This is a genomic window from Bacillus andreraoultii (genome assembly GCF_001244735.1).
Classification (GTDB): Bacteria; Bacillota; Bacilli; order Bacillales; family Caldibacillaceae; genus Caldifermentibacillus; species Caldifermentibacillus andreraoultii.
In genome coordinates this window covers 113,731-129,295 of the sequence record NZ_LN868936.1, presented here as the reverse complement: position 1 = coordinate 129,295, position 15,565 = coordinate 113,731, and the positions used below count along the sequence as shown (strand labels likewise).

Here is a 15,565-nt window from a genome sequence, read left to right as displayed (position 1 = left end):
TAAATGATGCTAGAAAAGTTAAAACTTGATGTGTATGAAGCGAATATGCTTCTCCCAAAGTACAACTTAGTCACTTTTACATGGGGAAATGTTAGTGGAATTGACAGGGAAAGTGGTTTAGTCGTCATTAAGCCGAGTGGTGTCCCGTATGAGGAACTGACCCCAGATCAAATGGTAGTCTTAGATTTAGAAGGAAATGTAGTGGAAGGTGATTTAAATCCATCTAGTGATACAGCAACACACCTCGTTCTATATAAAGAGTTTCCAAGTTTAGGAGGAATTGTCCATACCCATTCTGCATGGGCTGTTACTTTCGCTCAAGCTGGTCTTGATATTCCTGCAGCTGGTACAACGCATGCAGACACATTTTATGGACCTGTCCCAGTAACACGTCCGATGAAGGAAGAGGAAGTTGTTGTTGATTATGAAAAACAAACAGGTGATGTCATCGTTGAAACTTTCCGTTCTCGTCATATTGATCCCAATCAAGTTCCGGCCGTTTTAGTCAATGACCATGGACCTTTTACATGGGGGAAATCAGCCCATGATGCCGTGCACAATTCTGTTGTTCTAGAAGAGGTTGCGAAAATGACATACCGTACATTACAACTAAATCCACATAAAATTGACATGGATCAATATTTATTAGACAAACATTATTTAAGAAAACATGGAAAAAATGCGTACTACGGACAAAAATAAATGACAAAATTACTCAGGCAGGAGGCTTTCCAATGTTAAAAATAAAAGATTACGAGTTTTGGTTTGTTGTAGGAAGTCAACATTTATATGGAGAAGAAGCATTACAATCGGTAAAAGAGGATACAGAAGAAATTATTGCTGAATTAAATAAAAACGGTAACCTTCCATATCCAATCGTTTTTAAAACAGTGGCTACAACGGCTGATAGTATTACACAAGTAATGAAAGAAGTAAACTATAATGACAATGTAGCAGGGGTTATCACATGGATGCACACGTTTTCTCCTGCTAAAAACTGGATACGTGGTACAAAATTATTACAAAAACCATTACTTCACCTCGCAACACAATATTTAAATACAATTCCTTGGAAAACAATTGATATGGACTACATGAACTTGCATCAAAGCGCCCATGGGGACCGAGAATACGGCTATATTAATGCCCGTTTGAATAAAAATAATAAAGTGGTCGTTGGGCATTGGAAAGATGAAGAAGTCCAAGAAAAAATATGTAAATGGATGGATGTAGCTGTTGCTTATAATGAAAGTTTCAATATAAAAGTCGCTCGCTTTGGTGACAATATGAGAAACGTTGCTGTAACGGATGGGGATAAGATTGAAGCACAAATCCAGTTTGGTTGGACTGTTGACTACTATGGTATCGGTGACTTAGTAGCAGAAATGGAGAAAGTAACTCCTGAAGAAATAGAAGAAACATATAAAGAATGCCAAGAAATGTATGAGTTTGTTATTGGTCATAATGATCCTACATTCTTTGAAGAACATGTAAAAGAACAAATAAAAATAGAAATTGCATTAAGAAGATTTTTAGAACGTGCTGGCTATACAGCATTTTCTACAAACTTTGAAGATCTTTGGGGCATGAAGCAATTACCTGGAATGGCTGTTCAACGTCTGAACGCAGAAGGTTATGGGTTCGCTGGAGAAGGAGATTGGAAAACAGCGGCTCTCACTCGATTACTTAAAATCATGGCACATAATGAAAGAACAGGTTTTATGGAGGATTATACTTACGACTTAGTAAAAGGAAAAGAGGCCATTCTTGGTGCGCATATGTTGGAAGTTGATCCGACTTTATCAAGTACGAAAATTCGGGTAGAAGTTCATCCTCTAGGTATTGGCGATAGAGAGGACCCAGCTCGTTTAGTCTTTGATGGACTAGATGGAGAGGCTGTAAACTTGTGTATTTCCGATTTTGGTACACAATTTAAATTAGTGATGTATGAAGTTGAAGGTAAAAAGCCAGAAGAGCCGGCTCCACACCTTCCAGTTGCACGCCAAATGTGGACACCAAAATGTGGCTTTGAACACGGTGTACGTGAATGGATTAAAAATGGTGGCGGACATCACACAGTTTTATCATTTAATGTAACAGCTGAACAAATTGAAGATTTTGCAAAGATGGTCGGACTTGAAGTAGTTAATATTAAATAAATTTGGGTTTACTTACTCCGATTCGAATGATTACGGATGATTGAATCGGAGTAGGGTTATCCGCAATAACTAAGATGGAAGGTTGACAGCATTTTCGTCGGATAGATAGAAGTTTATATGATAAAGGAAATGAAGATCTATGGTAAGATATATTTGTACCTAAATCAACGATCCACATAAACGAACAGGTACCATATTTACCTTGGATTTGTTTCCATAATTAAGCCATTTTATGAAGAGGTGTACAATAATGACAAATATCGATTATTCTTCAAAAGCTTATTTAGATAAAGTAGATGCTTATTGGCGTGCAGCAAACTATATTTCAGTTGGACAACTTTACCTAAAAGATAATCCTTTATTGAAAGAACCATTAAAAGCGATGGATATAAAAGTAAAACCAATTGGACACTGGGGTACCATTGCTGGTCAAAACTTTATTTATGCACATTTAAATCGGGTTATTAATAAATATGATTTAAATATGTTTTATGTAGAAGGTCCAGGACATGGTGGACAGGTGATGGTTTCTAATTCCTACCTAGATGGCAGTTATAGTGAAATTTATCCCGAAATATCTCAAGATGTTGAAGGGATGAAAAAATTATTCAAACAATTTTCATTCCCGGGTGGAGTTGCCTCACATGCCGCTCCAGAAACACCAGGATCCATTCATGAAGGTGGAGAACTAGGTTACGCTTTATCACATGGAACAGGGGCTATTCTTGATAACCCTGATTTGATTGCAGCTGTAGTCGTTGGTGATGGAGAAGCAGAAACTGGTCCACTGGCAGCATCTTGGTTCTCAAATCGTTTTATTAACCCAATTCGTGATGGTGCGTTATTGCCAATTTTAAACTTAAATGGATTCAAAATTAGTAACCCAACAATCCTATCTCGGGTAGACAATGAAGAGTTAACGAAGTATTTTGAAGGTATGGGTTGGAAACCAATTTTTGTTGAAGGTGAAGATCCTGAAGAAATGCATGTAAAAATGGCTGCAGCATTGGATGGAGTCATTGAGAAAATTCAAGCAATCCAAAAAAATGCACGCGAAAATCGGGACCAAACTCGTCCGATATGGCCTATGATTGTCTTTCGTGCACCAAAAGGGTGGACAGGTCCAAAGGATTGGAATGGCGTACCTGTTGAAAATTCATTCCGTGCTCACCAAGTTCCTATTCCTGTTGATCAAAATCATACCGAGCACGCACCAGAGTTAGAAGCGTGGATGAAGAGCTATCGACCTGAAGAATTATTTGATGATGATGCTCATCTACTTCCTGAAATTGCGGATATGGCACCTAAAGGTGATAAACGGATGGCGATGAACCCTGTCACAAACCCTGGTAAACGGATTAGAGATCTTCGCTTACCTGATTTCCGTGAATATTCGATTGATATTCCAGTTCCTGGGCAAATTGAAAAACAAGATATGCTTATTTTAGGTGAATATTTGAAAGATGTTATTAAATTAAATAGAGAGAACCATAATTTCCGTATTTTTGGACCCGATGAAACAGCTTCTAACCGCCTAGCACCTGTTTTTGAAGAGACAAAACGTCAATGGTTAGCGGATATTGAAGAACCGAATGATGAATATTTAAAATCACATGGTCGCGTAATTGACTCTCAATTATCCGAGCACCAAGCTGAAGGTATGTTAGAAGGCTATGTATTAACTGGTCGTCATGGTATTTTTGTCAGTTATGAAGCATTTTTACGTGTCGTTGACTCCATGCTTACTCAACATTTCAAATGGCTACGGAAGGCAACTGAGCAACCATGGCGTACAAATATTCCTTCATTGAATGTTGTTGCTACATCAACCGTGTTCCAACAAGATCATAATGGATATACACACCAAGATCCGGGTTTATTAGGCCATCTTGCTGATAAAAAGCCTGAATTTATTCGTGAGTATTTACCAGCTGATGCGAATACGCTTCTTGCTGTATTCGATAAAATTTTAAATGATCGTCAAAAAATTAACTTAGTTGTATCATCAAAACATCCACGTGCACAATGGTTCACTCCTGAAGAAGCAAAAGAACTCGTGGATTATGGTTTGAAAATGATTGATTGGGCAAGTACTGACCACGGAGAAGAACCTGATGTAGTTATTGCGTCTTCCGGTACGGAACCAACAATTGAAAGCTTAGCTGCTATTTCCATTTTAAATAAAAAATTACCTAATTTAAAAGTGCGCTACATCAATGTTGTCGATATCTTGAAATTAAGAAGTCAAAACTTAGATCCTCGTGGCCTATCCCATGAAGAATTTGATATGTACTTCACGAAAGATAAACCAGTTATTTTTGCTTTCCATGGTTATGAAGGTCTAGTTAGAGACCTATTCTTTGATCGTCATAATCGTAATTTACATGTACATGGTTATCGTGAAAATGGGGATATTACAACACCGTTCGATATGCGTGTATTAAACCAAATGGATCGCTTTGACCTTGTGAAATCAGTAGTAAAGAACTTACCAAATGCTGCTAAATATGCCCATATTGTACAAGAAATGAACGGTATGATTGCAAAACATAATCAATACATTCGTGACGAAGGAAAAGATTTACCAGAAGTGGAAAATTGGAAATGGGAAAGCGTAAAATAATTATCATGAACTTAGTGAGGTTCCTGAGTTTTTCAGGACCTCTTTCTTTTTTTAAGGCTCTGTTAAAGTTTAATGTTGATATAAAGAAAAAATAAGAACTTCCAATTATCTGGAAGTTCTATCTTGTAATATAGTCTTATTCAACTAAAACTTTCTTTTGCTGAAGAACTCATCTTTAAGAATACTCAATCTTAAACGGTCAACAAATTTTTTATTTCTTAATCGGTCTTGTCTCAAAATACCTTCTTCGACATAACCCATTCGTTTATAAGATTTTATGGCTCTTTCATTATCAACCTCAACTCTAAGCCAAATCTTGTTAAGTTCTAATTCATTAAACCCCCACAAAAGCATTTCTTGCATCGCAGATAATCCATACCCTTTTCCCCAATAGTTTTTATCACCTATTGCTATGCCTAATTCGGCGTGTTTGTTTAATTTATCGATGTTTTTCAGGTCAATCCAACCTATATGTTTACCCTGTTCAGTTACTATCGCTTTTTGTTCATATCCATTTGTTTTTTCAATGCACATCTTAATCCAATTTAGAGTTTCTTCTCTGCTAAATGGTGGATATTTATCTGGCATATTTAAATGTTTTGTTACTTCTTTATCTAAACACCATTGATATCGGTCTTCGACATCATCAAGAGTTAATTCTCTTAGTATTACTTTTGGCAGTTTTTTTGTTTCCATTTTTTGTCCCCCTTTTATACCGTAATAGCTCTTCCCACTAATCTGCCCGATACGTTGGATAAGAAACAATGTTATATCACAATTTTATTTAACCTAATTGTATCAAAGGTTTCCGAATTTTGTGTTAAGTTCCCTCTAATAATCAAGTCATTCATCGTGACTTCATTTCTTTGATGTTGAATGCTTTCTAATACCTGAAACCAGACAAGGTAATTGTTTAGGTACTTAGTAGCAACACCGTTAAATCGTTGTATCCATCCTTTAAGCCTTCGATGGTAATTATTGACGTTCTGAATATGGTATAACCCCTTTGTACGAACCTTACCATCAGACTTGAATTGATAAATAACCATTCCTTTTTCAGCAGCGTATGTTTTAAAGGCACGCCAAGAATCGGTACATAATATATTTTCACTTGAAAGTTTATGACCGATAGCTTTGTCCAATTGTTCTTTTGTTAATCTACCCATTCCTAATACCTGTGAAAAAGTCATTTTGTCACGGTCCCTTGCAACTAGAACACATACTTGTTCATTGCTTATACCACGTTTCTTTGCAGAACCACCACGCTTGCGGGGCTTTCTATCTTTAATTTTTCTCTGTCCTTTTTCTGAGTACAAGAAATAGGTCTCGTCCATTTCAACGATACCTTCAAAGTTTGATATTTCCAATTGTTTTAACGAAGATAAGAGCTTGTGTCTCCAATAAAATAATGTGACGTGAGTAACATTGCCAATCAATTCAGCAGACTTACGTAATGAATATCCTTCTATCATACACTCGATAAACTTCATCCATTGGTTAAGACGACGAGTTCGATATAAAGCTGTATGTGTAAGGTCGGTAAATGTCTTTTTACACGCTTTGCATCGATAACGTTGCTTTTTAACTTCTTCTCCTTCAACGATAGTTGAATATTTTCCAAACCGAACAATATGCTCCGATTCACAATCTGGACAACGATAACCATTCTTGTTTTTACGCTCAGATATTTCTTGAAGAACGGTTCCTGTTGAGGAGGATGCTGTAAGTGCATCAATTAAATATTCTCGTAATCGATGTTTTTCTGCTGGATTTAGTTTTTGAATGGCTTTAAGAATAACAGTTGCTCTCATCGTCATCACCAACTTTAATAATGATAATCTTATTATAGAACATAAGTTCCTGTATATCAAATAATCAACAGCTAACTTTAACAGAGCCTTTTTTAAAAAACATGTGAAAAAAGTGATAAATAAAAAAATAGACAAGCTGAAATGTGTTAAAATAAAAGTAGGGAATGTAGGTGGTGAGATATCGGAAAATTAACAAAATCATCTACGAAAATAATCATTTTTAGATAGGACGGCTGATAAGTGGAAGAGGTTATTCGTTTATTTCAAAGAAAAGGTGTTAAAAGGTTTCTGATTTTCGCCATTCTTATGTTTATTATTTATTTGCTACGGAGTATTATTAATATTATTTTACTCACATTCATATTTTCCTTTTTAATTAATGGATTAGAACGTTTCATTTCCAAATACGTTCCCATTAATCGAAAAGTCACAGTCTTATTGCTCTATACATTTGCCGTTTCTGGATTAACGTACGGAGCGGTGAAATACTTACCTGTATTAGTTAATGAAATTTCACAACTAATTAATCAATTAACAGCCTTTTATTCAAAACCATTAGCAACCGATAATCAAGTATTAATTTATATTTATGATCTCCTTCAAAAATATGAAATAACGGATTACATCAATTTAGGTGTATCGTTTTTAGTAAAATCACTGAATGATATAAGTACAACCGGGATTCAAATTTTGTTGGCTCTCATCTTAAGTTTATTCTTCCTGCTTGAAAAAGAAAGGATCATCAACTTTACGAGTAAATTCAAGCAAAGTAAAGTAAGTTCTTTCTATGCCGAGTTAGAATATTTCGGTAGTAAATTTGTTAGCACATTCGGTAAAGTAATCGAAGCTCAATTTATGATTGCAACAATCAATACAGTCATCACGACATTATTCCTATGGCTATTTGGCTTTCCACAATTGTTTGCACTGGCAATTTTAGTCTTTATTCTCGGGCTCATTCCGGTTGCTGGTGTCATTATTTCTTTAATTCCATTAACCATTATTGCATATAGTATTGGCGGGTTTATGAAAGTAATTTATGTGCTCATTATGATTGCTGTTGTCCATGCCATTGAGGCTTATATTCTGAACCCGAAACTCATGTCATCAAAGACGAATTTGCCGGTATTTTATACATTTATCATCTTGATTTTTGGAGAACACTTCTTTGGAGTTTGGGGGTTGATTTTAGGAATTCCAATTTTTGTATTTTTATTGGATGTATTGGGTGTAAAAACAGTTGATGCTGTGAAGAATGGAGAATAAAAATTGCAAAAAGCACGGCTGTTATTCAGCTGTGCTTTTTCGTGATTAGAAATATAAATAACATATAAATTATATTGAATGTACGTACAATTTACATTAGAATAGGGTATATGGATTAATATTATACGTACAAATGGTTGTCTATAGATTGATAAAAAATTGTAAAGCTAACTTATTATATGATAGCGTTTACAAATTTGTACCCTTCTACTTTATAGGATAGTAATAAATTTATATTTTATTTTCATTTTCATTTTATGATATGCTACTTATTGTGCATATAAGTAAATCTTTAAAGGAGGTGTTAATTTATATGAGCCAAACGAAATATGGTATGGTTAAAAATTGGATCAAATCAAAAGTATTGGACGGTACCTTTGAGCCGCACCAGAAAATTAGTTCAGAAAGTGAACTGATGAAGCAATTTAATGTTAGTAGACATACGGTTAGGCTGGCTTTAGGTGATTTAGTTAGTGAAGGCCTATTATATAAGGAACAAGGTTCAGGAACATACGTTTCCGATAAGTTAGCGAACCCAGGCCCATCTAATGAAACCAATAAAAAGAATGTCGCAATTATTGTTACCTATATTTCTGATTATATATTCCCGTCGATCATTCGGGGTGCTGAAAGTGTTTTAAGTAAGGAAGGCTATCAAGTTAGTCTTTTTAGTACGAATAATGATCACGAGAATGAAAGGCGAATATTAGAAACAATTATTGAGCAACGATTTGACGGGGTTATTGTTGAACCTACAAAGAGTGCAATAGCCAATCCTAATATAAATTACTATTTAAATCTGGAAGCATTAAACATTCCCTATGTTATGATTAATGCTTATTACGATGAACTTGAACCCATTAGCGTTACGATTAATGATGAGAAAGGCGGATTTTTGCAAGCAGAGCATTTAATTAAATCCGGGCATAAAAATATACTAGGATTTTTTAAAACAGATGACATTCAAGGGAATAAGCGGATGAAAGGTTTTATTAAAGCACATAGAGAGTATGGACTACCAATTAATCCGAAAAATATCATCACATATACAACAGCCGAGAAGAATACAAAACCTGTAGAAGTTTTACAAAAAGTCCTAACAGGCACATCAGAACGACCAAGCGGAATCATTTGTTATAACGATGAACTGTCAATGAAATTACTAGATGTTATAAGACAAAATAATTTACAAGTACCAGATGACATCTCAATCGTGGGCTTTGATAACTCATTTCTTTCAGAGGTATCAGAAGTGAAACTGACAACGATTGAGCATCCAAAAAGTGCCCTTGGCGAGATGGCTGCTGATATGATAATAAATTTAATCCAGTATGGAAAGGCTTCGAAGCTAAAAGAAGACCAACTAAATTCGTATGTATTTCAACCTGAAATAGTTGTTAGAAATTCTACAAAAGATTTGAATAAAAAAGAGAGTAATATACAGGTAGGGTAATAAAATCTAAAAAGTAACAGGATAATTTGCAATCCCTGTTACTTTTTTATTGTTTTATATTTTAAGAGTGATTTTTAAAAAGTAAATAATTGATCACGTATATATACGTACAAGCAGAGAAACGTTTCCTATTTATTTTGTATAAAGTAGCGGATGATTGCTATTTTATAGATAACATAAGATATAGAACGCATACACATCTATATATATACGTATATTTACTCAAAAATTATCTAACTCGTTAACAATTTATTAAATTTAACTAATTATGTGATTGACATATCCGAACAAGTGAATTATACTAAAACCATAAAAGGAATGCGCTTTCAGTATTTTGATAATAACATATTTTCATATTAAGGGGGTAAATAGTTTTCTTTCAATTGTAAGCGTGTTCAGTTTTGCTAATAAAACTCTAGGAGGAAAATATATGAAAAAGTTCAGTGCTTTTCTGATTGCAATTCTTATGGTCGCAACTGTACTTACTGGGTGTGGTAGTAGTGAGTCAGGTGGAAAAGATTCAAAGACAATTGGTATAGCAATGCCGACCAAATCTTCTGAGAGATGGGTTAGAGATGGAGAAAGCATGGTTGAACAACTAGAAAAATTAGGCTATAAAACAGATTTACAATATGCTGAGGATGTTGTAGAAAATCAAATATCACAAATAGAAAACATGATTACAAAAGGCGTAGATGCATTAGTAATTGCATCCATTGATGGAGAAGCACTTACTGATGTAGTTGATAAGGCTAAGAAACAGGGAATTACAGTTATATCTTATGACCGTTTAATCATGAACACTGAAAATGTTGACTATTACGCAACCTTTGATAATTTCAAAGTCGGTGTTTTACAAGGTCAATATATTGAAGAAAAATTAGGCTTAAAAGATGGTAAAGGTCCTTTCAATATTGAATTATTTGCTGGATCTCCTGATGACAATAATGCTTACTTCTATTGGGATGGTGCAATGTCTATCTTAAAACCTTATATTGATAAAGGACAACTAGTAGTTAAAAGTGGACAGACAGAATTCAAGCAAGGTGCCACACTACGTTGGGATGGTATGAAGGCGCAAGAAAGAATGGATAACTTATTAAGTGCACATTATTCTAATGAATTAATAGATGTTGTCTATTCACCATTTGATGGAATTAGTAGAGGTGTAATCTCTTCATTAAAATCAGTAGGATATGGATCAGCGGATAAACCAATGCCAATTGTTACTGGACAAGATGCAGAATTATCTTCTATTAAATCTATTATAGCTGGTGAACAAACACAAACAGTATTTAAAGATACTAGAAAGCTAGCAGAAAGTGCTGTGAAAATTGTTGATGCCGTACTAAATGATAAAGAACCAGAAGTAAATGATACTGAAACATATGATAATGGTAAAAAAGTTGTTCCTTCAAGCCTACTAGAACCTGTTTCTGTAGATATTGATAACTATAAACAAGAATTAGTGGATACAAAATACTATACAGAAGATCAACTAAAATAATTTACCTGTAATTAAAGGTGAGTGGATGATTTTAGAAAGAATTTACAGCTAAAATCATCCGACCTTTTTATAGATAAAGGTAGGTGTATATTGATGAGTAATGTAATCCTTGAGATGAAAGATATAGTAAAGACTTTCCCTGGTGTAAAGGCTTTAAATAACGTAAATTTTCGGGTCCAAGAGGGTGAAATACATTCGTTGGTTGGAGAAAATGGAGCAGGTAAGTCGACTTTAATGAAAGTGTTAAGTGGTGTACACCCATTTGGATCATATGAAGGAGATATTCTTTATAAAAATAAAAAATGTGAATTTAAGTCTGTTAATGATAGTGAAAAGCTGGGCATAGTTATTGTTCACCAAGAGTTTGCACTTATCCCTGAATTATCTATAGCGGAAAATATTTTCTTAGGAAATGAACAAGCAAAACGAGGTTTTATCAATTGGAATGAAACAATTATCAAAACTAAGGAATTGTTGGAGAAAGTTGGATTAAATTTAAACCCAAACGTTTTAGTAAAAGATATTGGAGTTGGCCATCAACAACTAGTTGAAATTGCTAAAGCTTTGTCTAAACAAGTAAAACTATTAATATTGGACGAGCCAACTGCTGCACTAAACGAAGATGATAGCGAAAATTTGTTAAAATTAATGCTTGAATTCAAAAAACAAGGTATTACCACCATTCTTATTTCCCATAAATTAAACGAGGTTTTTAGCGTTTCTGACAGTATTACAGTTCTCAGAGATGGACAAACCATACGAACTTATTCATTAAAAGAAGATAATATTAATGAAAATACTATTATTAAAGATATGGTAGGGCGGGATATTACGAACCTCTATCCAGAAAGAAAGAAAAATATAAAAGAAGAAGTTGTGTTTGAAATCAAAGATTGGAATGTTTTCCATCAACAAGACTCCGAAAGACAAATTTTGCATAATGTTAACTTGAAATTATATCGTGGAGAGGTTATAGGTATTGCTGGATTAATGGGCGCTGGCAGGACTGAACTTGCGATGAGCGTTTTTGGTAAATCATATGGAAGGAAAATCTCAGGGAAACTATATAAAGATGGAAAAGAAGTGGAATTTAATTCTGTTAAAGATGCCATTAATAATGGTGTTGCATATGTTTCGGAAGATAGGAAAGAATATGGACTTATTTTAATTGATAATATAAAGAATAATACCACTTTAGCAAATTTAAATAAAGTTTCAAAGAGTGGTATAGTGAATAAGAACCAAGAAGTTGTTGAAGCTGAACGATTAAAGGAAAGATTAAAAATTAAGGCCCCTTCAATTCTTCAAACAACACTCAATTTAAGTGGTGGTAATCAGCAAAAGGTAGTACTTGGAAAATGGATGTTCACAGATCCTGATATTTTAATCTTAGACGAACCAACGCGCGGGATCGATATTGGTGCAAAATTCGAAATATATAAAATTATAAATGAATTGGCGGAGCAAGGTAAAAGTATCATAGTGATATCCTCAGAGCTACCAGAATTAATTGGTATGTCTGACCGTATCTACACGTTATGTGAAGGTGTCATTACTGGTGAGCATAATAAGGATGAAATAGACCAAGAAATCTTAATGACATATATGACAAACCGTGCTGGGGGTAATAAATAATGAACAATTTAAAAAAGGTAATTTCTAATAACGTTCGACAATTTGGTATGGTAATTGCTTTAGTTGCAATTGCTATCTTATTTCAAATTTTAACTAACGGTGTTCTTCTAACTCCTTTAAATATTACAAATATCATTATGCAAAATAGTTACATTATACTTCTTGCATTTGGTATGTTAATTGTAATCATTACTGGAGAAATTGATTTGTCAGTAGGTTCGGTAGTTGCTTTTGTAGGGGCGATGTCGGGGGTTCTACTTGTGAATCATGACTTACCAGTTATAGTAGGTATTTTATTATCATTAATAATTGGTGCAGCTATCGGAGCCTTCAATGGTTTCTGGGTTGCATATGTACGAATACCTGCTTTTATCGTAACTTTGGCGAGTATGTTAATTTTCCGTGGATTAACTTTAGTTGTATTAAATGGACAAACAATTGCACCGTTTCCACAAAGTTTTAGAAGTTTAAGTTCGTCATTTTTACCAGATATCTTTAATGGTGGTAGTCTTCATTTACTAACAATTATAATAGGAGTTGTACTTACTGTTTTCTTTATTCTTTTTGAATATAGAAGAAGACAAAATGATAAGAAATATAATGTTGAAACACTTTCAACACCATTATTTATAGCAAAACTAGTGATTGCTGCCATTGTAATTAACTTATTCACTTTTGTATTAGCTAAATATGAAGGTATAGCAATTGTATTAGTATTAATCTTCTTTATCTATCTTATCTATACTTCAATTATGAATAAAACAGTTATGGGTAGACACATTTACGCTGTTGGTGGAAATGAAAATGCTGCAAAATTATCAGGTATTAAGACAAGTAATGTAAAGTTTTGGGTATTTGTTAATATGGGTATTCTCGCTGCTTTAGCTGGTTTAATCTTTGCTGGTCGGTTAAATGCTGCAACACCACAAGCTGGTACTGGATTTGAACTTGATGCCATTGCTGCTGCAGTAATTGGTGGTGCCTCAATGACTGGTGGGGTAGGTACAGTATTTGGTGCAGTAATCGGTGCACTGGTTATGGGGATACTAAACAACGGTATGTCAATTATGGGTATCGGAATTGACTGGCAACAAGCAATTAAAGGTCTAGTATTACTTGCTGCAGTAACATTTGATATTCTTTATAAGAAGAAAAAATAATTATAGTTTAAAATGGTCCGATTAAAAGAAGCTGTGACAAACGTTTTAGTTAAAGGAAAACCCGAACTATCATGCGGAATTCTAATTTAGAGTTTCGCAATCGTTCGGGTTTTTTAGCTACGAGAAAAGTAGAAATTGTTTAGTTTCTACTTTCTTAACGTATACGCGCAACTTCGGCTCTTCTCCCGTCTAAAGGCTTGGACGGATATGTTTTTTTTATTTATATAGTTATAAATAAGATTTATTCGCCCTCTTACAAGGGGCTATTTATTTCTGTCCTAGCTTCTTCTTTATTGGAACTATATATGCTTCGAAGTAAACTCATTATGTATATAATTTATCATGTCGATAGTAAAGTAACTTAATAACTCGGATTACAATAAAAAATAGGAGATTATGTTACACGTTTTATTTAATTTATAACTTTTACGATTTAAAACTGTTTGAGTAAATCTACCTTTATATTACTTAATAGAACTTAAGAAAAAACACAGGGAAATTCCTGTGTTTTTAGTGTAATAACATTCCATTGATTTGTTCCTTATTCAGATGTAGGAACACTATTCTTTAAAAATTGGTCAATTGACAGAGCTGACACCCCGATAGCTGAAGAGTGGGTTGTTAATTTTGAGAAACTAATCTCTAAATTCTGTTTGTGGTACTTCATTGTATGACTACTGATGAACTTATCTATTGGTTTATCAAGCAAATCTTTTGCGATTGCTAACTGATTACCAATAATGACTTGTTCTGGATTAAACGTATTAATAATATTATTTATACCTACTCCCAGGTACATACCAATAGAATTAAATAAATCGATAATATCTTCATTACCTGTTCTCGCTAATTCTACCAATAAATCAATGGATAAAGTTTCATCTGTTACCCCTGGAATATTCAGTTTTCTTGCTTCATCTAGTAATGCTTGTTCAGAGGCATAGAGCTCCCAACAACCGCTACTTCCACAGGGGCAATCTTTTCCGTTCACTTGAACAACCATATGCCCAGCTTCTCCTGAGAACCCATTTGTGCCATAATATAACTCATTACTTATAATAATCCCAACACCAATTCCGATTCCAGCACTAACATAGAGAATGTTCTTATAATCTTGGCCTGCGCCATACAATTTTTCTCCATAGGCACCAGCATTAGCTTCATTTTCAATAATAACAGGGATATGAAAATGATTTTCAATCTCCTTTTTGAGATTGATATCTTTCCATCTTAAGTTTGGTGCGATTAGTATTGCTCCATCCTTATTGACAAGTCCAGGAACGCCAATTCCAATCCCAACAATTCCATAATGACTATTTGGAGCGGCATTGATTAAATCAGTAATGACTTCTTTAAGAATGGAAACCACTTCATGATAAGAGCGTGTAGTAAATCTTTTGTTGATTTCAACGGTAATATTCCCTTTTAAATCTGTTAGAACACCAAGTATATAATTAACACCTAAATCAATCCCAATTGAAAATCCTGCTCTCTCATTGAAATGAAGGATAACTGGTCTTCTACCACCACTAGACTGCCCCGGACCTGATTCTAAAATTAAATGTTCTTCAATTAATTCGCTGACTAATGAAGAAACTGTACCTTTGTTGAGACCTAATTTTTGTGAGATATCCGCCCTTGAAATAGGTGCTTCATAAATAATTTTATTGAGTACTAAGTTTTTATTTATTTGCTTTACGAGTTGTTGGTTACCTGTGAGGATACTCATTGTAATTTCTCCCTTTAACTGTATTCTAAACGTAATGCATATAGATTTATTATATACTTAGTTCGCCCTCTAGACAAACTGGAAAATAATTAAATAAAAATCAAGAAGTACTCTAGTAAAATGTAATTAGTTTGCTAACTAGTTGATTTTCAAAACTAAAAAACTTAGTTTATTTAATAGACAAACTAACAATCTAGTGCTATAATCGAATTGTAGTTAATT

The 15,565-nt window shown here is 34.0% G+C and carries 11 protein-coding genes; 8 read left to right on the top strand and 3 right to left on the bottom strand.

Annotation, left to right across the window (positions count from 1 at the left end):
* The first annotated feature begins 6 nt into the window (after window positions 1-6).
* The 3 genes from BN2144_RS03790 to BN2144_RS03780 all read left to right on the top strand — a co-directional run bounded on the left by BN2144_RS03790 (window position 7) and on the right by BN2144_RS03780 (window position 4,782).
* Complete coding sequence (locus BN2144_RS03790; protein WP_033826995.1) at window positions 7-702, top strand: L-ribulose-5-phosphate 4-epimerase; 696 nt, start codon at window positions 7-9, stop codon at window positions 700-702.
* Window positions 703-734: 32 nt separating this feature from the next.
* Complete coding sequence (gene araA, locus BN2144_RS03785; protein ID WP_033826994.1) at window positions 735-2,159, top strand: L-arabinose isomerase; 1,425 nt, start codon at window positions 735-737, stop codon at window positions 2,157-2,159.
* 250 nt (window positions 2,160-2,409) lie between these two features.
* A complete protein-coding gene (locus BN2144_RS03780; protein WP_033826993.1) occupies window positions 2,410-4,782 on the top strand; it encodes a phosphoketolase family protein in 2,373 nt (790 codons plus the stop codon).
* 144 nt (window positions 4,783-4,926) lie between these two features.
* Here BN2144_RS03780 and BN2144_RS03775 read toward each other — a convergent pair whose 3' ends face one another.
* Entirely contained in the window at window positions 4,927-5,478 is a 552-nt protein-coding gene (locus BN2144_RS03775) for a GNAT family N-acetyltransferase (RefSeq protein ID WP_033826340.1), read from the bottom strand.
* Between the two features lie 71 nt (window positions 5,479-5,549).
* Entirely contained in the window at window positions 5,550-6,593 is a 1,044-nt protein-coding gene (locus tag BN2144_RS03770; RefSeq protein ID WP_082195103.1) for an IS1595 family transposase, read from the bottom strand.
* 240 nt (window positions 6,594-6,833) lie between these two features.
* Between BN2144_RS03770 and BN2144_RS03765 the strand changes: the two genes are divergently transcribed.
* The 5 genes from BN2144_RS03765 (at window position 6,834) to mmsB (ending at window position 13,614) form a co-directional block, all read left to right on the top strand.
* Window positions 6,834-7,859 (top strand): AI-2E family transporter, encoded by a 1,026-nt coding sequence (locus tag BN2144_RS03765; RefSeq protein ID WP_042337563.1) that lies wholly within the window; start codon window positions 6,834-6,836, stop codon window positions 7,857-7,859.
* A gap of 313 nt (window positions 7,860-8,172) precedes the next feature.
* Entirely contained in the window at window positions 8,173-9,312 is a 1,140-nt protein-coding gene (locus tag BN2144_RS03760; RefSeq protein ID WP_033826992.1) for a GntR family transcriptional regulator, read from the top strand.
* Window positions 9,313-9,742: 430 nt separating this feature from the next.
* The gene (gene chvE, locus BN2144_RS03755; protein ID WP_033826991.1) at window positions 9,743-10,819 is read left to right on the top strand and encodes a multiple monosaccharide ABC transporter substrate-binding protein; all 1,077 of its coding nucleotides are present in this window, start codon (window positions 9,743-9,745) and stop codon (window positions 10,817-10,819) included.
* 93 nt (window positions 10,820-10,912) lie between these two features.
* Entirely contained in the window at window positions 10,913-12,454 is a 1,542-nt protein-coding gene (gene mmsA / locus BN2144_RS03750) for a multiple monosaccharide ABC transporter ATP-binding protein (RefSeq protein WP_033826990.1), read from the top strand.
* A complete protein-coding gene (gene mmsB / locus BN2144_RS03745; protein ID WP_033826989.1) occupies window positions 12,454-13,614 on the top strand; it encodes a multiple monosaccharide ABC transporter permease in 1,161 nt (386 codons plus the stop codon). Before mmsA ends, mmsB begins: the two co-directional genes overlap by 1 nt.
* Before the next feature lie 541 nt (window positions 13,615-14,155).
* On the opposite strand, the gene BN2144_RS03740 is transcribed toward mmsB, so the two are convergent.
* Window positions 14,156-15,343: an ROK family transcriptional regulator gene (locus BN2144_RS03740; protein ID WP_033826988.1), complete on the bottom strand. Its 1,188-nt coding sequence runs from the start codon at window positions 15,341-15,343 to the stop codon at window positions 14,156-14,158.
* Window positions 15,344-15,565 lie beyond the last annotated feature (222 nt).